At 44.2% G+C, this 21,946-nt stretch carries 15 protein-coding genes and 1 tRNA gene; 12 read left to right on the top strand and 4 right to left on the bottom strand.

The window, feature by feature from the left end:
- The first annotated feature begins 2 nt into the window (after positions 1–2).
- The 4 genes from scpA to HQ39_RS03835 all read left to right on the top strand — a co-directional run bounded on the left by scpA (position 3) and on the right by HQ39_RS03835 (position 5,285).
- Positions 3–2,153, top strand: coding sequence for a methylmalonyl-CoA mutase (scpA, locus tag HQ39_RS03850; RefSeq protein WP_036863952.1), 2,151 nt, complete (start codon positions 3–5; stop codon positions 2,151–2,153).
- Between the two features lie 145 nt (positions 2,154–2,298).
- The gene (locus HQ39_RS03845; protein ID WP_036791713.1) at positions 2,299–3,132 is read left to right on the top strand and encodes an enoyl-ACP reductase; all 834 of its coding nucleotides are present in this window, start codon (positions 2,299–2,301) and stop codon (positions 3,130–3,132) included.
- Positions 3,133–3,226: 94 nt separating this feature from the next.
- Positions 3,227–4,252 carry an NAD-dependent epimerase/dehydratase family protein gene (locus HQ39_RS03840; RefSeq protein ID WP_036863948.1) on the top strand — a complete coding sequence of 342 codons (1,026 nt, stop codon included), beginning with the start codon at positions 3,227–3,229 and terminating at the stop codon, positions 4,250–4,252.
- Positions 4,253–4,349: 97 nt separating this feature from the next.
- On the top strand, positions 4,350–5,285 hold the full coding sequence (locus HQ39_RS03835) for a hypothetical protein (protein ID WP_036863945.1): 936 nt from the start codon (positions 4,350–4,352) through the stop codon (positions 5,283–5,285).
- Between the two features lie 169 nt (positions 5,286–5,454).
- Here the strand turns inward: HQ39_RS03835 and HQ39_RS03830 are convergent.
- Positions 5,455–5,528 (bottom strand) — tRNA-Asn (locus HQ39_RS03830).
- Positions 5,529–6,004: 476 nt separating this feature from the next.
- Between HQ39_RS03830 and HQ39_RS09585 the strand changes: the two genes are divergently transcribed.
- Entirely contained in the window at positions 6,005–6,172 is a 168-nt protein-coding gene (locus HQ39_RS09585; protein WP_160216107.1) for a hypothetical protein, read from the top strand.
- Here HQ39_RS09585 and HQ39_RS03825 read toward each other — a convergent pair.
- Genes HQ39_RS03825 through HQ39_RS03815 form a run of 3 tightly spaced genes read right to left on the bottom strand, consistent with a single transcriptional unit; the run spans position 6,169 to position 10,825 of the window.
- Positions 6,169–8,601, bottom strand: a complete 2,433-nt coding sequence (locus tag HQ39_RS03825) for an aspartate kinase (RefSeq protein WP_036863943.1) — start codon at positions 8,599–8,601, stop codon at positions 6,169–6,171. The genes HQ39_RS09585 and HQ39_RS03825 overlap by 4 nt on opposite strands.
- Positions 8,601–9,551, bottom strand: coding sequence for an alpha/beta fold hydrolase (locus HQ39_RS03820; protein ID WP_036863940.1), 951 nt, complete (start codon positions 9,549–9,551; stop codon positions 8,601–8,603). The genes HQ39_RS03825 and HQ39_RS03820 overlap by 1 nt, the downstream gene beginning before the upstream one ends.
- Positions 9,545–10,825, bottom strand: a complete 1,281-nt coding sequence (locus HQ39_RS03815; protein ID WP_036863937.1) for an O-acetylhomoserine aminocarboxypropyltransferase/cysteine synthase family protein — start codon at positions 10,823–10,825, stop codon at positions 9,545–9,547. Before HQ39_RS03815 ends, HQ39_RS03820 begins: the two co-directional genes overlap by 7 nt.
- Before the next feature lie 994 nt (positions 10,826–11,819).
- Between HQ39_RS03815 and HQ39_RS03810 the strand changes: the two genes are divergently transcribed.
- The 7 genes from HQ39_RS03810 (at position 11,820) to HQ39_RS03780 (ending at position 21,515) form a co-directional block, all read left to right on the top strand.
- On the top strand, positions 11,820–13,307 hold the full coding sequence (locus HQ39_RS03810) for a bifunctional metallophosphatase/5'-nucleotidase (protein WP_081964569.1): 1,488 nt from the start codon (positions 11,820–11,822) through the stop codon (positions 13,305–13,307).
- 351 nt (positions 13,308–13,658) lie between these two features.
- A complete protein-coding gene (locus tag HQ39_RS03805; RefSeq protein WP_160216106.1) occupies positions 13,659–14,240 on the top strand; it encodes a DUF3575 domain-containing protein in 582 nt (193 codons plus the stop codon).
- Positions 14,241–14,454: 214 nt separating this feature from the next.
- Entirely contained in the window at positions 14,455–15,576 is a 1,122-nt protein-coding gene (locus tag HQ39_RS03800; protein ID WP_036863931.1) for a fimbrial protein, read from the top strand.
- A gap of 100 nt (positions 15,577–15,676) precedes the next feature.
- Positions 15,677–16,579: a FimB/Mfa2 family fimbrial subunit gene (locus HQ39_RS03795; RefSeq protein WP_036863929.1), complete on the top strand. Its 903-nt coding sequence runs from the start codon at positions 15,677–15,679 to the stop codon at positions 16,577–16,579.
- Positions 16,580–16,592: 13 nt separating this feature from the next.
- Positions 16,593–17,945 (top strand): fimbrial protein, encoded by a 1,353-nt coding sequence (locus HQ39_RS03790; RefSeq protein ID WP_036863928.1) that lies wholly within the window; start codon positions 16,593–16,595, stop codon positions 17,943–17,945.
- 13 nt (positions 17,946–17,958) lie between these two features.
- The gene (locus HQ39_RS03785; RefSeq protein WP_152565497.1) at positions 17,959–19,896 is read left to right on the top strand and encodes a hypothetical protein; all 1,938 of its coding nucleotides are present in this window, start codon (positions 17,959–17,961) and stop codon (positions 19,894–19,896) included.
- Between the two features lie 20 nt (positions 19,897–19,916).
- Complete coding sequence (locus HQ39_RS03780; protein ID WP_152565496.1) at positions 19,917–21,515, top strand: FimB/Mfa2 family fimbrial subunit; 1,599 nt, start codon at positions 19,917–19,919, stop codon at positions 21,513–21,515.
- Positions 21,516–21,946: the final 431 nt, after the last annotated feature.

Genomic DNA, 21,946 nt, shown 5'->3' with positions numbered 1-21,946 from the left:
ATATGAAACCAGATTATAGAAGTATCAATATAAATGAAGGTCAATGGGGTACATCTTCCATTGCCGACTATGTTAAGAGAAATAATATCACAGCAGACTGGGAGACTCCGGAACATATCCATGTAAAGTCTGTATATACAAAAGAAGACCTTGAGGGCATGGAGCATCTCTCTTATGCTTCCGGACTTCCTCCATATCTTCGCGGACCTTATAGCGGTATGTACGCCATGAGACCATGGACCATCCGTCAGTATGCCGGGTTTTCCACAGCGGAAGAGTCCAATGCTTTCTATCGCCGTAACCTTGCATCCGGTCAGAAAGGTCTTTCCGTAGCGTTCGACTTGGCTACTCACCGCGGTTACGATGCTACCCATGAGCGTGTTGTAGGCGATGTTGGTAAAGCCGGTGTATCTATCTGCTCGCTTGAAGATATGAAGGTGCTCTTTGATGGTATTCCGTTGAACAAGATGTCTGTCTCCATGACAATGAACGGAGCAGTGCTTCCGGTAATGGCATTCTATATCAATGCCGGTCTTGAGCAGGGAGCTTTATTGGAAGAGATGGCAGGTACTATCCAGAATGATATATTGAAAGAGTTCATGGTGCGTAATACTTATATCTATCCGCCTGAATTCTCGATGCGTATCATTGCGGACATATTTGAATATACGTCTCAAAATATGCCGAAGTTCAACTCTATCTCTATCTCCGGATACCACATGCAGGAAGCCGGTGCAACGGCAGATATAGAGTTGGCATATACACTCTCTGACGGTATGGAGTATCTGCGTGCCGGTATCAACGCAGGTATTGATGTGGATAAGTTTGCTCCCCGTCTGTCTTTCTTCTGGGCGATAGGTATGAATCACTTCATGGAGATTGCCAAGATGAGAGCCGGTCGTATGCTTTGGGCTAAGATCCTGAACGACTTCGGAGCTAAAAATCCTAAGTCTCTTGCTTTGCGTACTCACTCTCAAACTTCAGGGTGGTCTCTTACAGAGCAGGATCCGTTCAATAATGTCGGACGTACCTGTATAGAGGCGATGGCGGCAGCTTTGGGACATACCCAATCTCTGCATACCAATGCGCTCGATGAAGCTATCGCTCTCCCGACAGACTTCTCCGCACGTATCGCTCGTAACACTCAGATCTACATCCAAGAGGAAACAATGATCTGTAAGGAGATAGACCCTTGGGCGGGTTCCTACTATGTAGAGAGCTTGACCAACGAGCTTGTTCACAAAGCGTGGGCGCATATCCAGGAGATCGAACAGATGGGTGGTATGGCAAAAGCGATAGAGACCGGTTTGCCTAAACTGCGTATCGAAGAAGCTGCGGCACGTACTCAGGCTCGCATTGATAGCAATAATCAGGTTATCGTTGGGGTGAACAAGTACAGACTTGAAAAGGAAGATCCTATCGAAATTCTGGAGGTAGACAATACCGCTGTTCGTACTCAACAGATCGATCGTATCTCTCAACTCAAAGAGAAACGTAACGAAGAGGAGGTACAAAAAGCCCTTTTAGCCATCACTCATTGCGTTAAAACCAAAGAGGGTAATCTCCTTGATCTTGCAGTGAAAGCGGCTTCTGTCCGTGCAACATTAGGTGAAATCTCCGATGCCTGTGAGTGTGAAGTGGGAAGATACAAAGCAATCATTAGAACTATTTCAGGGGTGTACTCAGCAGAAACAAATAAGGATGCAGATTTCGTTAAAGCTTGTCAGCTTGCCGAAGAATTTGCGAAGAAAGAGGGACGTCAACCTCGTATCATGATAGCCAAAATGGGTCAAGACGGTCATGACCGCGGGGCTAAAGTTGTGGCGACAGGGTATGCAGACTGTGGTTTTGACGTGGATATGGGACCATTGTTCCAGACTCCGGCAGAAGCTGCACGCCAAGCCGTGGAGAACGATGTGCATATCATGGGTGTCTCTTCCTTGGCAGCAGGTCATAAGACTCTTGTTCCTCAGGTTATCGAAGAGTTGAAAAAGCTCGGCCGTGAAGATATCATCGTGATTGCCGGAGGTGTTATCCCTGCTCAAGACTACGATTTCCTTTACAAGGCAGGCGTTGCCGCTATTTTCGGTCCCGGTACTTCCGTGGCTAAGGCAGCCGTTCAGTTGTTGGAGATCTTGCTCGATAACGAATAAGTATACATTATAATACAGTTCCCTTAGGGGGATAACGGCAGTGAGAGGATAGGTGTAAAATTGCACTTATCCTCTTATTGTGTGTAATATTAAGGGGATATTAGTATCTTTGTTCAGCTTTAACATCAAAAAAAACAGAATTATCATGGCATACGGACTATTAAAAGGTAAGAGAGGAATCATATTCGGTGCTCTCAACGAACAATCTATAGCTTGGAAAGTAGCACAGAGAGTTGTACAGGAAGGTGCTACCATCACACTTACCAATACCCCTATGGCACTTCGCTTGGGCGAGTTGAATGCTTTGGCAGAAGAGACCGGAGCAAAAGTTATCCCTGCCGATGCTACTTCTCTTGAAGATTTGGAAAAAGTTTTTCAAGAAAGTATGGAAGCGTTGGGCGGTAAGATAGATTTCGTTCTTCACTCCATAGGAATGAGTCCGAACGTTCGCAAGAAACGCGAGTACGATGACCTTGACTACGGATTCCTTGAAAAGACTTTGGACATCTCGGCTATCTCTTTCCATAAGATGATGCAGGTGGCAAAAAAGATGGATGCAGTGGCAGAGGGAGGCAGTATCCTTGCTCTTACTTACGTAGCTGCTCAACGCACTTTCTGCGGATACAACGACATGGCAGATGCTAAGAGCTTGTTGGAGAGCATCACCAGAAGTTTCGGTCATATCTATGGTAGAGACAAGGGAGTGCGTGTCAATACCATTTCGCAGTCTCCAACCGTAACCACAGCCGGTAGTGGCGTAGATGGTATGTACAATCTCCGCCACTTCGCAGAGAAGCTGTCTCCTCTCGGTAATGCCAATGCCGATGAGTGTGCAGACTATTGCGTGCTGATGTTCTCCGATCTGAGCAAGAAGGTTACCATGCAAAACCTCTTCCACGATGGCGGATTCTCTTCCATGGGAATGAGTGTTGCCGCTATGGAGCAGTACGTTAAAGGAGAGCTTGACAATATAGACTAACCCGTTTGCTCAAGTAGTTTTTACCTCTTGAGTGGTATGATACAAGTCCGCAAGTACAGAGATTTCCTCAAAGTACTGCGGACTTTTTTGTGATATGAACGGAAAAAGAGTCCTCATAACAGGCGCAACCGGATTCATCGGAGGCTATTTGGTGGAAGAGGCGCTCCGGCTTGGATACGAAGTGTGGGCGGCTGTCCGAAAGAGCAGTAACCGCTCTCGCCTGAACAGTCCTAAGATTCACTTTGTGGAGTTGGACTATACTTCCCCGACGCACATCGCTCATCTTGCAGACAGCTTAGCTCCTCAAGGCGAGCCTGCATGGCACTTGGTTATTCACAATGCAGGGGTAACGAAGGTGAAGCAAACAGAAGAGTTTTATCGCATCAATAGCGAACAGACGGCTCTTTTCGTGGCTCAACTCCGGCAGGCAAAGTGTCCGCCCGAACGTTTTGTCCTTATGAGTAGTATGGGAAGCTATGGTCCGCCTCCGAGTGATACCGAGCCTCTTCGCTCTTTCGACCCCTGCAATCCTGGAACAGAGTACGGAAAGAGCAAACTTCTTGCCGAACAATATCTCCACTCCGGCGGACTTCCTTATACCATTATACAGCCTACGGGTGTTTACGGACCGTATGACCAAGACTACCTTATGGCTATCAAGAGCGTCTCCAAGGGGCTGTATGTCCGCTCCGGAATATCTTCTCAGACTCTGACGTTTGTATTCGCTTCCGATCTTGCCCGTGCCACATTCATTGCAGCAGAAGCTCCGGAGGCGGAGGGGGAGAAGTACATTGTTTCGGACGGACGCAGTTATACCGACAAAGAGTTCGGCAGACTCATTCAGAAAACATTGGGAAAGAAGTTTGTATTAAAGCTTGCCCTCCCTTTGCCATTGGTTTATATCGGCTGTGCCGTGGGGCAACTTTGGGGCAATCTGACCGGTTCTCTCACACCTCTCAATAGAGACAAATACACTATCTTTGCCCAACGCAACTGGCGATGTGATGCTTCCCCGATTTTTCGCTTAGGCTTCACACCCGAATATGATCTCGAAAAAGGTCTTGCAGCTACGGTATCATGGGCGAGGGATAATAACCTGTTGGAGCCCTCCTCAAAATAGTTTTTCTTTTTCGTTTCTCTCTTGACGGTGAAGTGAAGATCGGTAGAATAAAATTCCAAAAAGATACACAAGTATCTATCTAAAACGTATCAATAGTATGAAACATCTACTCCTTTTGGTGGCGATCTGCCTTGCATCTTTCTCTTGCAGCAGTTCGGGCAAATCCTCCACAGAAAACAACGATCAAACAACAGACTACGAATCGCTCGATAACGGCGGTCGTTGGATTCTCAGCCTTTTTGCCGGCTCCGAAGATGGCAAATTTTCGCAACCTTCCAATGAGAATGATTTTACGCCTCGCCTGCATGAATTTTTCCAAGAAGCATATATGCTCTACGACACTCGCTCGGGAAACGAGATGAGCGATGCTGAGCTCGAACAAGCCAAAGCGCACTATAAAGAGAAGTGGAGCGGTATCTATCCTGCGAAAGAAGATGCAATAGGATTGTTCGGAGCAGGGGATGACGATATGGAACCTGTCGAAAACGTCAAAGTGGTACCCTTGGGAGATCTTCGCTACAACGTTACTGTCGAGTACGAATGGAGAGGTCCCATACTCTCCACAGTCCGACTTATAGAGCAGGGAGATAAGTTTGTCATAGACGAGATGAGTTGCAAGTATATCAAACCGGAGCCTCAGCCATTGCTTCTGCCTGTGGGTAAGCGTTGTTTTACCAATAGCGATGAGGGAGAAGATATCACCACGATAGAGATGGACATTGCTTCCAATGGTGCCGTAAAGGGAATTTTCAAGTTTGCTCCTGCCGGTGGTGAGGCTTGGCAAGTCTCTTTTGAGGGAATAGTGCAGGGCTATAAGCTCAGAATAGAGTTCGATGAGATGCCTTCCCAAATAGATGATGAGTACAGCTGGCTACTTAGACGCAAATGGTATATCGAGACCTACGACTTGGGCAATGGTGAAGAGAGCGAAGTGCTGACCATAAACTTTTACGGCTTTAATCATGAAACAGGAGAGCCGGGAGATGTTCCTTTCACCTTTATAGAGTGTGCAAGGAAAAATTGGAGTGAGTAAAGTGGAATGATAAAACCAAAAATAAAAAGCACGAGGTTGTCCCGAATAGAGGCAACCTCGTGTTGTTTTATCTTCGTTTGCTGTTTAGTATAGATTGTGCTCTTGTTTGGAAAAAGAAAAACCTCCCTATCTGTTTCCGGATAGAGAGGTTTTCGCTGTGTGCTTTCTGCTCTTCCTCTTGGACTTGAACCAAGGACCCTCTGATTAACAGTCAGATGCTCTAACCGACTGAGCTAAGGAAGAGTGTTTGTCTTATCTCTTAGACGATGCAAATTTAGGCATTTTTTTTAATCCTGCAATAGCTCCAAGAAAAAATGTTACCTCTTCCTTTGCTATTTTACCTCCGATTGGCTCTGCTCTTCCTTGTCTCTTTTTTCTCCGTCTGAGGGTTAAAGATTGTCGTTCATCGGATTCCTTCATTCGGATAAGCCGGAGAGCATTCGCTTAGGTCAAGAATAGAAATGTTCATTAGCGTGGATAAAAAATCTGTCGAACACTTTTAGAAAACTTCCCGCACCTTATAAGATTTCAAAATCAGGGTTCGAGGAGTGGAAGTTGTGGTTCGCTTTGGAGCAGTCAAGGTTCGATTTTCAGAAGTTGAAGCTTGGCTTAAAGAAGTGAATAGGTTTAGTGTAAGATATAAAAGTGAATAACGTAAACTCTGAACAGCTTTAGAACAGAGAAAAAACAAGCATACCGAAACCGGAACTCGGGACATCATGATTATGAATCATGCACTCCACAAGAAAAAGAGAAAGCATACCGGGAGGGGAAGAGGAGATGATTTCATCTGTAAAAGAAGTGCGATCCGGACAGAAAAAGGATACATCCCAACTCTTATCCGTATCGCACTTGCTACCATTCGTCTAAAGGAGAGAGCGGTCTAACTTTCGTAGCCCTCTGCCAGCCTTAAGAGGTCGCCAAACACACCTCTTGCCGTTACCACGGCACCGGCTCCCGCTCCCTGTATTACAATAGGTCTGCTACCGTAGCTTTCGGTATAGATTTCAAAACAGCTGTCTGCGCCGCTCACTCTACCCAAAGGAGAGTTTTGGGATACACGCTTAAGAGCTGCGGTAAGAGTGGCTTCCTGCTTTGTATTGTCCCAAACGATGTCTCCCACATATCTGAGAACTTCGTCCGGAGAGCAGCTTCCCCGAAGCTCTTCTATCTCTTTCTCCAGTTCTCCGAATCGCGTCCAGAACTGATCCAAAGAGAGTTTTCTCAGCTGTTTGGGTACAGGATTTTTCCAGTTTACATCCGAAAGCTCTGCCGCCACATCCAGTTCTCGCACCAAAATCAGAACCTTTCTTGCCACATCTTCTCCGCTAAGATCTTCACGAGGATCGGGTTCGGTGAGTCCTCTTTGGGCAGACTCCTCTACGATTTCACGGAAAGAGCGAGAAGGCTCTTCGGTAAGCGTATTGAAAATGTAACTCAAACTTCCCGAGAAAAGTCCGTGAATGCGTGTAATGCGTTCGCCTGCCAAATGGAGCAGTTTGAGGTTATCTATCAGAGGAAGACCGGCACCAACATTGGTTTCGTAGCGGTAGCTTCGTCTGTGTTTCTTGAGTGTCTCTCTCAGGTGGATATAGTCTGCGTAAGGTGCTATATTCGATTTCTTGTTGGAAGAGACAATGTCGAAGCCGTTGCTTGCAAAGTATGGATATTTCGCAGCGATGGCTTCGGAAGAGGTGTTATCCACCAAAATCATATTCTCCAAAGCGAACTTCTGCCCATACTCGACGATGGTCTCTGCCAGACTGCTTACGGATGCCGACTGTTTCAACTCCTCTTGCCACCCCTTTCCGATGCCTGTATGAGAGAGAAGCAACTGCCGAGAGTTGGCAATGGCAAATATTCGGAGGTCTATGTTTTTCTGCTCTTTCAGCTGTGTATGCTGGTGTATGATCTGCTCTATAAGAGCACCTCCCACCGTGCCATGCCCGATAATGGCAAGGTGGACACGCTTGGGACGCTCGAACATCTCTCCATGAATCACGTTGAGAGCCTTGATGCGCTCCTCTTCTCCTCGGACAAGCAGACAGAGAGTATTGTCCGGAACGGCGTTGTTAAGCAGGACAGGTAGAATGCGGTTGCGTACCAACGCTCTGTACGGACGGTCAAATTCAGCCAGATTGAGACCGATGATGGCAACGATGGCAAGCCCTTTTTCTGCGTAGATCTTGGTGGTCTTCCCTTCCAAAAGGTCTTGGCGAAACTCTTGGTGCAGGGCTTCCACCGCTTTATCGGCATCCACTTCGTTTACCACTATGGCTATACCACGCTCTGTGGAGCCTTGGGAGACAAGGCTGACACTGACATCCGCACTCTTGAATGCGCCAAAGATTCGAGCATCTATTCCTGAACGCCCAAGCATATTGCGTCCTTCGAAGTGGATCAGTGCCTTTTGTGAAAGAGATGCCAAGGCTCGTACCGACTTTGCTTTCGGAGTGGATGTGATGAGAGTCCCGTTCTGCCCGGAGCCGTATCCGAAAGTGTTGAGCACCCTCAATGGGATATTTTTATCCTGCAAAGGCTCTATGGTTTTAATGTGAAGAATTTCCGCTCCGAACTGAGATAGCTCCGCCGCATCGGAGTAAGAGAGCTCGTCCATCTTTCGAGCTTCCGGAACTACGGACGGATTGGCTGTATAGATACCGTCTACATGGGTGAAGTTTTCCATGATTTCCGCATCCAAAAAATTGGCAAGGAGAGCTGCACTATAGTTGCTGCCATTTCTTCCGAGTGTGGTACGGACTCCCTCTCTGTCCCGTGCAATAAATCCCGTAACGATAGGTATGCAAGACGAAGGCAACTGACCGAACAGCCGGAGACATTTCTCTCTTGACTCTTCTATGTGAACGGAGGCTGAGCCAAAGTGTGAATCCGTTACAAAAAAGTCTCCGGAGTCTATAGCCGCAGCTTTATACCCCTGTCGCTCCAGCGCATTAGCGACAAACTTGGCCGATAGTAGCTCTCCGTAGCTTACGATTTCGTCTTCCAGCTTCAGACTGCACTCGCCTACGAGAGAAATTCCGGTGAGTAGTCTTAGGAGCTGTTCCTGCTCTTGTTCAAACTTTATCTCCGAACACTCTGTCTGATGTTCCCAGAAAAGAGACAACTCCTCCTTGAATGGTTCTCCTTTTCGGGCTTTATCTATAAGAGCAAGAAGGGTATCTGTGCTTCCACCTCGAGCAGATACCACCACGACGGGGGAGAGTTCCTGCTTATGGTTGTCTGTGATGATCTCTAATACTTTGGCTATTCCAAGCCCGTTGTCAAGAGATTTGCCTCCGAATTTTAATATCTTCATTACAATGTGGGAAAGTAAGGTTTGACAATACGGTTCAGCTGTTCATACTCCATTAAGAATGCATCGTGCCCATGTATGGAGTTTATGGTGTCGAGCGTGATATTGTTTTTTATATCCGATAGTTCGTTATAAGTATCCACTGCACGGTCGTGCGTGAAGAGCAGATCGCTGTCTATGGATACCATGTGAATATCCGAATGGATCTGTGCAAGCTCTAAAGCTGTCTTGCAAACAGCGATAGAGTAGGTGAGATGCGTCATTACCTTATAAGCGGAAAGCTTAAAGCGCTTTTTCAGAGTATCGCCATGATAGAGCAACCATCTCTCTACATCGTAGAGTTGTTCCTGCTCTTCCTGTGTGCTATTGAAGCGAACATTGAGCGATTGAGGTGTCCGATAGCAAGACATAGCGTGTATGCGGGCATCTCGTAAAGGGTCTGAAGAGTTGGCAAGTATCTGTTTTTGTATCAGTGTCTGAGTCAGAAGCCAGTCCGAAGCCCGATAATCGCAAGCGATAGGGAATATCTTTTTTGCCAGCTGAGGGCGTAAATGCGCCATCTGCCACGTGAGTGAACCTCCCATCGAAGCGCCTATGATACAATAGACTTCCGTGATGCCAAGAGACTCTATACCTTTTATGAACAAGGCGGCAATGTCTTTAAGGGAAAAACTTTCAGGGTCTGTGCTCTCTCTTCCATCGTATCCATTACCGGGGATATTAAAGGAAATAATGGTGTAGTGAGAGAGAGGAATACCTCCCTCATCACTTATCAGCTTGTTCCACCACCCTTTTTCTCCCGTGACGGAAGAGTTTCCGGTCAGAGCGTGATTCACTACAACGATAGGAGCCGAACCAAGTGAAGGTCCTGCCAGTTCGTAGCTTAGAGTTATGTCAGAGTGCTCCACCCCTTTCTCCGAACGGAAATCTTTTATGACTATTTCCTTTAGCATTTCTGTGTAGATTGAGTTAGTGCATTATGAAGATCGGCTTTAAGATCTTCTACATCTTCGAGTCCGATAGAGAGACGAATAAGATCAGGAGTTACTCCGGCACTTAGTTGCTGATCCTCTTTTAGCTGACGGTGTGTCGTGCTGCTTGGATGAATGATAAGCGACTTCGTGTCTCCGAGATTTGCTACGATACGGAAGATCTTTGTGTTATCCACTACGCACTTGGCAGCATCGTATCCACCCTTTGGTCCGAACGTAACAAGACTGCCAAAACCTCCATTCAGGTAGCGCGCGCATATCTCATGATGCTTGTCGGAAGCAAGTCCCGGATAGTGTACCCACTCTACCAAAGGATGCTCTTTTAGCCATTCTGCGATCTCAAGGGCGTTTTTACATGCCTGATTGAGTCTCAGGGATAGTGTTTCCAACCCTTGTAGTATGATAAAGCTGTTGGTTGGGCTGATACAGCTACCGAAGTCTCTGAGCCCTTCCACCCTTGCACGCACGATGAATGCAGCCTCTTTGAACACTTTGCTATAGATAAGTCCATGGTATCCGGGACTTGGTTCGGTAAAGTCCGGGAAGTTACCATTGCTCCAGTCGAATCTTCCCGCATCTACCACTGCACCGCCCATTGCTGTGCCGTTGCCACAGAAAAACTTCGTAAGAGAGTAGATCACGATATCTGCTCCATGCTCTATGGGCTTGAAGAGAATAGGGGTAAGAGTGTTGTCCACAACAAGTGGAAGACCATGCGAGTGCGCTATGTTTGCTACTTCTTTTATGTCTACGAAGTCCAATTTTGGGTTACCCAAAGATTCCGTATAGACAATCTTCGTATTGAGTTGTATGGCTTCCTCGAAAGCTTTAGGGTTTTCGGGGTCTACAAAAGTGGTTTCGATACCCAGGCGGGGGAGTGTAACGCTGAGCAGGTTATAGGTGCCACCGTAGATGCTGGACGAAGCAACAATATGGTCTCCACTTTTAAGAAGTGTGAGAAGAGTAGTGGTAATGGCGCTCATTCCACTTGCTGTGGCTATGGCTCCTATACCTCCATCGAGAGCAGCGATGCGTTGTTCCAGAACATCTGTGGTAGGATTGTTGAGACGAGTATATATGTATCCCGGTTTTTGCAGGTCGAATACGCCTGCGGCGTGGTCGCTGCTTTCAAATGTGTAAGCGGTAGCCTGATAGAGAGGGATAGCCGTTGAGCCGTTGTTTGCCGAGGGTTCGTAGGCGGCGTGTAGTGCTTGTGTTGTTGCTTTTGTAGCCATGATCTTAAAGTTTTTAGGGTTATTATATAATTGTGATATTGTACAAAAAAAGACCGCTGCAGTCTTAAGATTGCAGCGGTCTGTCTATATATTGCAAAGTATATTTCGGAACTTATGCGTACAAGACAACCGATGCAAACCTCATTTGCATCATCATAGCCATCATGTACATATTCTTGTTCATTTCGTTGTTTTTATTTCTTGTTTGTCCTAATTGCTCGCAAAGGTAGATAAAAAAAATAAAAGTCCAATACCTAATCTGTTTTGCTTGTTGTAATTTTTTTTGATTTAAGATATAAGAGAATAGTGGTAGAGGATTTTAGCTCAAAGTTCTTGCAAAAAAACAGCTGTTGAAGTTTGAAGACATTTAATAAGATGTTGTTTGCAAGTGTTATAATACAATGTTAAAACGCTAATAGGGTCGGATAAATGTCTCAAAAGAGAACTATAAACGTATTTATTAAGAAGTTAAATAGGTTAAGCCGAAAGGATATGCTTGTTTAGAGTTTAGGGGTAATGGTTGTTTTAAATAGTGTCAAAATAATCGGCCTGATTTAATAATTCTGTTGCGCTTAAAAGAATAATAGGAATGAATAAAAAAGAGAGTACGCTTGTCTGCAATGTTTTTCATCTTCATCCGGAGCCGGATATATGAAAATAGGATTTGTAGGAGGCGATTTTGTCATAACTTTTATTTGTTCTTTTTAATGTGAATCGTGCTTAAAAAATATTTACCTTTGTCGTATACATTTGCAAAATATAGGTATAATAGAAGATCCTGCTTTGGCAAAAAAATCTCTTTTTGATCTCTCATTGAAAAGATGTCGTGCTTTTGCAGATGCAGAAGTTGCGTATCATTTTGTAGAATAGAGTATCCTGTATGGGAAAGAGTTTGAAAGGGATGTTTGCTTTGCCTGCTTCGCGTCTTTAAGAAAAATAGAGGGCGCAAAATATGGCAATGTTTGAGCAGGAGTGAAAAAACAGGAGACAAGCTATGAAAACAATCAAGAGAAACTATTTATTTCTACCGATGTCCTTTTTGCTTCTTGCAGCTTCGTTGGTAGGTTGTGGTACTTCCAAAAAGATAGCAAGGACGGAGACCAAATCACAAGTGGTAAATATTCTTGCCGTTAATGATATACATGCCACTCTGCCCAATTTTCCTCGTTTTGCATACATGGTAGACAGCCTGCGAGGAATCTATCCGGGGCTTCTTTTGGTCTCAGGTGGCGATAATCAGACAGGTAATCCTCTGAACGACCAGTATGTTCCGAAAGGGCTTCCAATGGTAGAGCTGATGAATGCTTTGAAGTTTGACCTCTCTGCCGTTGGTAATCATGAGTTCGACACAAACGGTAAGGATAACCCGCTGGAGGTACTCATCCGAAGAGCCAACTTCGACTATTTGTGCGCCAATGTGGTACTGCCTCATGCCGACTTCCCTTTCAAGGCTTACAAGATACTCCGTATGCCGAGTGGCGTGAGGGTCGGTTTTACCTCTATTTTGGATATCAACAGCGGAAACATTCCGGATACACACCCGGACAGAGTAAGGGAGTTTTCGTTCAAAGATCCGCTGCAGGTCGGGAAAGATATGACCTTCTTGAAAGATAGCTGCGATATTCTCATCTATCTCAATCACTATGGGTTTGAAAACGATGTAGAGTTGGCAAAAAATCTTCCTGCCGGAAAGGTGGATCTTATCATTGGAGGGCACTCTCATACAAAGATAGATACCGAGCAGGTTCATAACGACATCCTTATCACGCAGGCAGCAAGCAAGCTCAAATATGCTACGCTTATCACCATGGCTCTGCATCCCGATGGCAAGGTGCAAAAGAGTATGAAGCTCTTGCCGGTAGGAAAGAGTGGCAATGTGAGACCGGAGATTCAGGAAATGGTGGCACGCTATCTGGCTGCTTCTCCTTTGGAAGAGGTTGTGGCACAAGCCGGAGACCACTTTACGTCATCCGAGCAGCTCGGCTACCTTATGGCGGACGCTTTCAGAAAGAGTGCGGGTGCGGAGATCGCTTTGGTCAATCCTGGCAGTATCCGAATGGATAATCTGAGCAAGGGGGATATCTCTCTTATGGATGTCTACACACTTGACCCGTTCGGAAATGAAATGGTGCTGGTAAATCTTACCGGGCATGAGATACGCGCTATGATGCTTTCGGGCTTTGAAATGGACGAGAAACGCCCGATGGTTCCTTCCGGACTTAAACTGCAATATACACTTGATGCCGAAAGAAATGTTAAGGATGTACGGATTTTTAATCCTGATGGATCCGATTTCGATATGGATAGAGTCTATAAGGTGGTTATGAGCAGCTACATGAACGTAACCTATAAGTACGAACGCTCGGATGCAGGAAAATCTCTCTTTAGGACTACTGCTGAGGGACTTATAGATTATCTTCGTGAAATTAAGACAGTGCCGAGCTACCGCAAAGAGAGCAGAATCAGCGGTGCAAAGCTCTAATATATTCCCCTAAAACTTATTTTTATTTTGTTTTAGGTGAAAAAAGCATCTTTTTCCTGCTATTTTTTTTGTTTGTTTGAAAAAAGATGCTTACATTTGAGATACGGGAGGTTTGCTATTGGAAGTGACCCTTGGGGTAGAGATTTTGAACGTTGACTTTTGGCTTGTTACCTTTAACAAACACCTCATCCCGGTTTATTATTGGATTGTTGTACTTCCGGATTGTGATAAGGAATATTGTACCATAGGATAGTGGTACCGTCCGGATGAGATTATAGAACTTGTAACTTATATAAAAAACGAATGTATATCTCCTAAGGGAGGAGAGAACGCTTTTAAACTTGAATGAAAATGAAAACTAAGTGCTTGATGTTTTTTCTGCTTCTTGCTCTTTCTCTTACTTTTTCAGGAAGAGGTTTAGCGCAATCTTGGGCTTTCAAGACCAATCTTGCGAACTGGGCTTTGGGTGCATCTCCTAATCTTACGGTCGAGAAGGCGGTTGCTCTTCGTTACTCTGTTGGCATAAAAGGTAGCTACAATTGGTTTTGGAGCAAAGAGAACCAACGAATGAAGCATTGGATGGTGAAGCCTGAGGTCCGATATTGGCCTCAAGGAAGTTTCACGGGACACTCGTTTGCCCTTCAAGGAATGGTAGCACAGTACAACTTCGGTGGGGTAAAACCTCCGTTCGGTCTCTATAAAAATCTTAGAGATCACCGCTACGAAGGGATGGGCTATGGACTTGGAGTTGGGTACAACTATCTCTGGAGATTTGGTGCTCGGAGTGGAGTGGAGCTCGGTTTGGACTTAGGGTATGTCCTTTTCGACTATGAGAAGTTTAAGTGTGTAAAGTGCGGAACTCTCATGGAAAAGGGTGTGTACCACTATTTCGGGCTTACCGGCTTGTCGCTATCCTATATCTTCTTCTTATAGTAAATAGTAAGAAGCTCATTAAGTAAGTAAGATTACACTTTTAGAATGGTTTAACGGGGATGTTTTTTACATCCCCACCCTCTCTCTGCCATTGTTTAGTGGCATGGACTAACAACTTTGTGATGTAATATATCCATTTACGATAGTATTTATATACTCTCGAACTGACAACTTGTTATACAATATTTATCCACATTTTTAATTCTAATTGGTTATGAAAACGAGTAAAATTTTCGTAGTTGCAGCCATTGCTTTAGGTTTTATGGCTTGTAACAAGAATGAGGACATCAATGTACCTCAAGAAGAAGCGCAAGCAACGCTATCTGTTAAAATCAATTCCGGTACGCTACGTGCTCTCGGTGCTCCCGATGATTCTGATCCTGTAAAGAACTTTGAAGTCTATGTTTTCAAAGGACAAGTCTTGGAAGGATACAAGAGAGTCGAAGGCGCTATGGAAGCAAAAGAAATTGAAGTCTCTGCAGGAAATGCTACATTGGCTGTTGTGGCAAATGCCGGAGGAGAAGGTCTTGGTAAAGCATTTACGCTTGATGAGCTGAAAGAAGCAGTAAAAGAAGGTGTTATAGAAGATGCAGGAGGTCTTCTGATGACTTCGGAAATGAAAGAGATATCCATAAAGGCAGGAAAGAATCTTTATGGATACACTAAGACCGGTGATGAAAACGAAATCTCCGCAGATCCTCTTGCTCTTGTCAGAGTACCTGCTCGCGTAGTATTGCAAGAAGCAAAGACGGAGTTTTCCGGAACTTTCGAAGGCTGGACTCTTGAACCGCAACAAGTTTTTGTTTTCAACGTTCGTGGTAAATCCAAACTGTTTGGAGATAATCTTTACATGGCGGCTGCTCCTTTCTATAGCGGGGTAGATTTGGGTTCTTTCTCAGGAGATCTAGGACCGGCTGCTTCTGAAAAGCACAACTCTTTGCAAGATGAGATTTCTTCATTCGAAGAGCTTCCAGAGCTTCCTGCTTACTTCTACACTTATGAAAATGAGGATGCAGCTCATCCTGTGGTTCTGACCATCAAGGGTCTACTTAAAGATGCTGACGGTGAGCTTGTTAAAAATTCTCCTTATACAGATGCAGAAGGAACTACCTACTACTCTATTTTGGTAAATGTAACAAAGCAGGGTTATTCCTATGAAGGAGATGCCAGTGGTGGCAACGGAAAGGTTAAACGTAACACAGAGTATAAGCTTCACGTAACTATCAAGCGTCCAGGCAACAATGATCCTACCATTATACCATCGGATCCTGCAACTCTTGACGTTAAGGTTAAAGTAGCTCCATGGAATGTAGTTAATCAAAACGTTACATATTGAGCCGAACAGCAGACGGAAAGATCTTCCGTAAAACCTAAAACTAATGTGGGCAGGCAATCTGCCTGCCCACATTCTCTGTTAAACTAAAAAAAGCAAGAGTATGAATCGTGCAAACACATATCGAGTAGAACGCTGGTTCCTATTTGTGCTGATGATGACCTTGTTTTCAGCATGTATTAAAGAAGATCTCTCAGACTGTCCTCGACCCTTCCAGCTAACGGTGCAAGCTCTTGATGCGGATGGTAATGATATTACTGCATCAGGTGCTGTTAAGGATGTCGTCATGTTTGTGTTTGACGAGAAAGGATTGGTAATGGAGGCCTTTAAGCTTACCGAAGAGCAGGTCAAAAAGAAGCAGCCTATGCATGTAAAGATCCCATTTCCGGGCTCCAAGATACTTACTTGTACCGCGTGGGGCAATCTGGATGAGTCTGTGGAGTTTCCGGCTATGGCAACCGTGAAGCAAAAACAGGATCTTTATGTGAAACTGAAAAGTAAACAAGGAATCGCCGGTTATCCCGGAGAATTGTTTTCCGGATCGTTGGATGTACCGGTAGAGTTCGGTGGTTTGGAACCCGGAAAATCTCATACCGTAGTGATAAAGCATAAGGTGGCTTCTGTGCGCATTGTGGCACGTAAGCTATCGCCCGAAGTAGTATCATCGGTATCTTTCGTATTGAAAGAGTCGCCGGATACATACAATTCAGATGGAGAACTTACAGGAGGTGTAGTCTCATACAAACCTACGTTTGCTTTTGATGGCGCAGGTCAGTGGGTTACACCAATATTCAATACATTCCCCAATGCAGGAGGAAAGACATATACTCTTGAAATGTATTGGGATGGACAACTTAAGAAAGCATTTACTCATGGTACCGATGGCACTCCTTTGGTTCCACAGCTCGGAAGACTCCTCAATATTATTATAGACGTGGATGCAGATCTTTCCGTTAAGGTGGTGGTAACTCCTTGGGGAGTGGTGTATCAGGAAGTTGAATATTAAAAACATAAGAGAAATGAAAGTTATAACAGAAAAGGTTTGTTTGCTTTTCGTACTGATTGGTTCTTTCTTTCTTACGGGTTGCAAAGATGCGTTGTTATCCGACATTCCCTCTGAGAAGAATGCCGTAATTTCTCTCATGCTTGGGGGATCGGAAATGAGAGCCGGAAACCTGTTTTCCGGAGACGATGTCATAAATAAGGTCAGAGTCTATGTTTTTAATGGTTCTCACGTTGAGTCTATTGATGTTTTCTCAGCAGGAGAGCTGACATTTTCCAATCCTTTTAGAATCAAAAGTACTACGGGAGAGAAGACAATCTTAGTAGTAGCAAATGAACCGGCAGGTATATCTGCTCAGTTGGATGCTATCAAAACGATAGATCAGCTGGATAATATTAGATTGACAACAACGACCTTCCTACCTGTCCCTTTGACAATGGTAGGCAAGGCAACAGTAAATATTCCTTCTCAATCCACTCCGCTACTGATGACAGTGGACTTGAAGAGGTGCGTGGCGAAAGTAACCCTTAAGGTGAAGAATGCAAGTGCCGGAGCGGAGATAGAGCTTCTTCAAGTAAAACTCTATCGGAATACCGGCTCCACACCTTTGATAGAAGGTGTGCCGGGAGGAAGTGTACAGTTTTGGGATGTTATTTCCGGATATAATAGTTTTATACCCGTAACGAACGAGGGTGTAGATGTCTGGGGCGGTAGCAAGAATGCTGCCTATGTCTTTGAGAATCTTGGCTCCGTTGCGGATACTGTTTCAAGGGCGACATACCTGGCAATTTATGCTCATTATAATAATATCCCAACTCAATATGTGGGGTATGTCAATGATGAAAGTTCCAATGCTACGGATCATCATTACTCCATAAAGCGAAATCATCAATACAACTTGACGGCTGAGCTAAAGAATCTTGGAGAAACAAATAATCTGACTCTACGTACAGATGTCCTTCCATGGAATGTTATTAAAGAGGATCTTGTCTTCAAGAGAGTATTCAGGATAGTTCCTCATCTCACATTTAATGAGAAGACTATCGAAGTCAAATCTCCTGCCGATGTGGTTCAGTTTACATTTGAGTTGAAGAATCCTATTGAAGCTACTTGGAGAGCGATATTACCCAATCCGATCGATTTTGAATTTGTAGAGGAAGGCGGTGCTGTATCGTCGGGAGATGCGGGTCAGGAATACACTATCAGGATAAGACCTCGTAATCCTCAAGGATCTGAAGAACGGATTACCGAACTGTTCATCATAGTGGATGACGTTGAGATTCCTCTTCTCAAGGGAAATACCTCGATAGGACCTGGTAACAGAATAGTTATTAAGCAGAAGAAGGCTCCTATGCCGTTCAGTAAATAAAGGAGATACTCTTATGAAAAAGATTTTATTGACGATGGTGGCTTGTGTTGTTGCACTATCAGGGGCAATATCTCTCTCTTCTTGTAAAAGAGAAGAGGGGATGGAACCGGATCGGGAGAACTCCTTAGTGTTGCGGTTGGCTGCCAGTGATATCTCTCCTCGAACAATAGAGGATGGAGAAGATGCTTTGAATGAAAATACAATAAACAGACTGGATATTTTTCTCTATCACGCCGGAGTGCTTAAGTGGCACATCAAGCCGTCGGATATGCAGATCACGGGGAATAGTGTAGTGATTCCGATACCGTCCAATCACGGTTATCTGTTTTTCAAAAATACAAACTCTTACGATCTGTATATCGTGGCCAATAGCTCTGTGGACCTTAGCAATATTTCACCCGGGGTGCCTAATAATGGTCCTGCAGATCTTCGGAATCAGGTGATTCAGGCTGCCGACTTCAAGACAAATGGAGGACATGTGGCTCAATCGGATTTCGTGATGGAAGGTTTTGTCTCTAAGGTGCTCACTTATCAGGATTGTGATCTGGGTTTGGTTAAACTTAAGAGAGCAGCCTCCAAGATTAGGATCAAGATAAACTCTGTTTCCGTTCCGGGATATGAATATACGCCTAATACAGGAACGGTGCAGTTTAAGCACTTTGTCGCTAAGTCCGCTCTTTTGGAAGGAGGTACTTATACTCCTACCGAGTTTGAAGAGACGTCTGCACGTGATTTGGCTCTAACGGGAGGAGTCTACACTACATCGGCTCCATTTTATGCTTATGAACAAGATTGGAAAAACAATATTGAAAGCAGAGCGTATGCCGAACTGTTGCTTCCTCTAAAGAAACAAGAGACCGGAACTGTACGTACATATAGATATATCTTGCCTTTGGTTCCCAAGAATCTTGTGGGAGAAGAAGCAGTATATAACTCTTGCTTTAAGCGTAATTTGCTTTATGATGTAGGGGTTACGGTCAATATTCTTGGTGCTCTCAAGGAAGAACCTGTAACATTGACCGGGTTTTATACCATTAAGGATTGGAGCACAAGAACTATTCTTGCTGAGGTTAAAGCATCCGACTATCTCGTTGTTTCCGAGAATAGTGTGGATATGCCAAATATCACCGATTATGTTTTAACCTTCAATTCTTCCCAACCCGATGTCAGGCTTGTGCCCGGATCCTTGAAGGTTACATATACCTATGTGCCTGCTGATGGTAGCTCTCCTGTTACTACTCCTGTTACTCCTGCACAGATGCCGACAGTAGTTGTAGCTTCGGGAGTGGGAACCGGAAATATTACCATCACAAGTCCGATACCTGTGAACTTGGTGCCTAAAGATATTGAGTTCAAGGTTACAAATGGGGCACTTACGGAAGTGGTTAATATAAAGCAGACTCCGGGGGTCTATTTTACCAATGAAAAGAGTGTGAAATCTTCTCAGTTCAATTCTTATAGTGATATGGTAAATTCGGGAAATGGTCTTCGTAATGCCTATACTTATAAGGTAACAACTTCCGCTTCAGGAGCAAAATATCCGAGTAGCAATGAAGAACTGATATTGGGATTCCCTCCGGTTGATTCAGATGGCAATACTCTTGACAATGCGGATGTCGCCAAGATGGTTTCTCCTAATTTTGAGATGGCTTCTCAGTTTGGTGCAACAGTTGCACAAAGATATAATGATGCCAAGAGACACTGTGCTCTATATTGGGAAGAAAGTGAAGCGGGAGTAAGGAAGAGAGGATGGAGATTACCGACTGAAGCAGAGTTGAAGTATATCGAACAACTCCAACATCTACCCGCAAATCTTCAAGGTCTTTTGATGACGGGGCGATGGTATTGGGATTCATACAGCGGTAATGATGCTTACCTGTTTGTGAACAATAATACCTCGGGCTCTTCCCCGACGAGAGCTCACGTGCGTTGTATCCGTGATATTAAATAACACTAATAAGGAGTACACTTATGAAAAAGATAATTTATACACTTATTGGATGCTTGATGTTGTCTCTTGCAGGCTGTTCAAGATTGGGAACAGACATTGCAGATGAGAAAAAACAGGGAGATACGGGCGATGTCTTGGTTGAGTTTGGTGCTGTTATCCCCGGATTCAAGTCTGTGGAGCTAAGAGATAATGGTGGCGTTGAGAATCTGAATCTGTTGGTTTTTAATCAGTATGGTATTCTTATCGCACGTCGAGTAGCTTCATTACAAGGCCTGTCCGGAGAAGGGTATCGCTTCTCAGCTCTCTTGCCTAAATCTGATGACATTAGGACTATTCACTTTATCGCCAATCATGATTGGGCAACAGTGGACGACTCTCATATCTTAGGACATGATGAAGCCTCTGTTGTAGCTCTTATGACAACAGATAGAGGAGTCTTTTGGTCGAGAAAGGAGTTGCCGAATGGTATTGATGCCGGCAACCTTGAAGGAAGTGTATCTCTATTGCGAAATCAGGCGAAAGTAACTGTCGAAAATCAAGCAGCAAACTTTGTCTTTGAAGGTTTCACTCTTCATAATACGCTTACAAAGGGAACAGTCGCTCCATACAATACAACAACCTTTAAGTTCCAAGAGGGATCTTTGAATGAACCACTTGATATAGTTCTTAATACTGCGGTTGAAAGTAATCTGGGTATGGGAGAACGTTTCCTCTTTGAGCGCAAAAACGGACGTGCCAAAGATATTACTACCGCTATTATAAAAGGTAAATATCAGGGAGGAGCTTCTACATATTATAAGATAGACCTTATAGATGCCGATAAGAAAAGGTATGATATAGAAAGGAACTATCATTATAAGATTATTATCAAGAATGTACACAAAGGAGGTTCTCCCACGTTTGCTGCTGCCTTGCAGGTTGCCTCTCATAACAATACGGCTCTTGACCCGACAGTAGAGAAGTATCCTGTTATAAGTGATGGAGTGAGCAAACTTGAGGTTGAGCGTACCTTGATTATCTTGACCAAAGCATCTGAAGATCTGATCACTTGGGCGAAGTACTATCCCGATCTTAACAACCCTACTTTCAATAATGAGGGAGTAACATGCCGGATAGAACAGGAGACCGGTAAGGAAGTTTTAGCTGCCGGATCTCTTCAGTTTAACACGAATAATGGCGAGATTAGGGGAGTTGCCATAAATCAGTTGCCTCCTTCACCAAGGGAAGCTCGTATTATAGTTTCCAAAGGGGATTTTCTTGCAAGAGTTATTCGGGTTGTACTGAGAATGCCGTATAGTTTTGGAACTGTTAAGATCAATACTTCCAATACCGTACCATCTGGTCAGGAAAAAGTAGCTAAGGTCTATTTCAATATCCCATCAGATTTTCCTGCAGACCTTTTTCCTCTCTATATAGAGATAAAAGCCAATACACTCTACCCCGTACAACAAGGTGTGCAAGTTGTTACGAGAGGAAGTAATATGTACCATATCTTTAGGGTAACTTCTCCGGGTACAAAGGAGGTACATTTCAAGACCAACTCTGTATCAGATGTGGAGACTGTTGAGGTGTCTGCAGAGTATTTTGCAAAAGGAAGTGTTTCATATACCAGGAGTTAAGTCTTTTCTAAGAAAAATACAAGTAGAGAAAGACATATTGGATATATGATTTTCATGGAAGATTTAGATCCATTTTCGAGATGGCTGCTTTTAGGAGTGGTCATCTCTATTTTATGATTTTACTTCCGACGAGAATACTCATAAGTTTAGAAAAAGATTGCAGAAGTTTGGTGGTATAGAATATTCTACTTAACTTTGTGCCACTTTTGCAGGAAGAGTAATGCTCTTTGGACAACAAAAGAGGTCATAGACATATTGAGACAAAAATCAACAAAGTAGTACAAGGGAAACAGAAGTAGATAGATGTTTTGGCATCTTACAACTTTCTAGTGTTTACCCGTCAACTATTACCTGGGAAATAGAGTAAGGATACTGAGCATAGGAATAAATAGAAACAAAATGACAAAGAAGAGTTTGATCCTGGCTCAGGA

Source organism: Porphyromonas sp. COT-108 OH2963, assembly GCF_000768895.1.
Lineage (GTDB): Bacteria > Bacteroidota > Bacteroidia > Bacteroidales > Porphyromonadaceae > Porphyromonas_A > Porphyromonas_A canoris.
Note: the sequence above shows the minus strand (reverse complement) of the source record. Positions and strands in the feature narration are given on the sequence as shown.

Coding starts and splice junctions, on each gene's coding strand:
- HQ39_RS03805 (WP_160216106.1), top strand. CDS start 13,659: ATGAAAACTAAGTGCTTGATGTTTTTTCTGCTTCTTGCTCTTTCTCTT.
- HQ39_RS03835 (WP_036863945.1), top strand. CDS start 4,350: ATGAAACATCTACTCCTTTTGGTGGCGATCTGCCTTGCATCTTTCTCT.
- HQ39_RS03800 (WP_036863931.1), top strand. CDS start 14,455: ATGAAAACGAGTAAAATTTTCGTAGTTGCAGCCATTGCTTTAGGTTTT.
- HQ39_RS03820 (WP_036863940.1), bottom strand. CDS start 9,551: ATGCTAAAGGAAATAGTCATAAAAGATTTCCGTTCGGAGAAAGGGGTG.
- HQ39_RS03810 (WP_081964569.1), top strand. CDS start 11,820: ATGAAAACAATCAAGAGAAACTATTTATTTCTACCGATGTCCTTTTTG.
- scpA (WP_036863952.1), top strand. CDS start 3: ATGAAACCAGATTATAGAAGTATCAATATAAATGAAGGTCAATGGGGT.
- HQ39_RS03815 (WP_036863937.1), bottom strand. CDS start 10,825: ATGGCTACAAAAGCAACAACACAAGCACTACACGCCGCCTACGAACCC.
- HQ39_RS03845 (WP_036791713.1), top strand. CDS start 2,299: ATGGCATACGGACTATTAAAAGGTAAGAGAGGAATCATATTCGGTGCT.
- HQ39_RS03840 (WP_036863948.1), top strand. CDS start 3,227: ATGAACGGAAAAAGAGTCCTCATAACAGGCGCAACCGGATTCATCGGA.
- HQ39_RS09585 (WP_160216107.1), top strand. CDS start 6,005: ATGATTATGAATCATGCACTCCACAAGAAAAAGAGAAAGCATACCGGG.
- HQ39_RS03780 (WP_152565496.1), top strand. CDS start 19,917: ATGAAAAAGATAATTTATACACTTATTGGATGCTTGATGTTGTCTCTT.
- HQ39_RS03795 (WP_036863929.1), top strand. CDS start 15,677: ATGAATCGTGCAAACACATATCGAGTAGAACGCTGGTTCCTATTTGTG.
- HQ39_RS03785 (WP_152565497.1), top strand. CDS start 17,959: ATGAAAAAGATTTTATTGACGATGGTGGCTTGTGTTGTTGCACTATCA.
- HQ39_RS03825 (WP_036863943.1), bottom strand. CDS start 8,601: ATGAAGATATTAAAATTCGGAGGCAAATCTCTTGACAACGGGCTTGGA.
- HQ39_RS03790 (WP_036863928.1), top strand. CDS start 16,593: ATGAAAGTTATAACAGAAAAGGTTTGTTTGCTTTTCGTACTGATTGGT.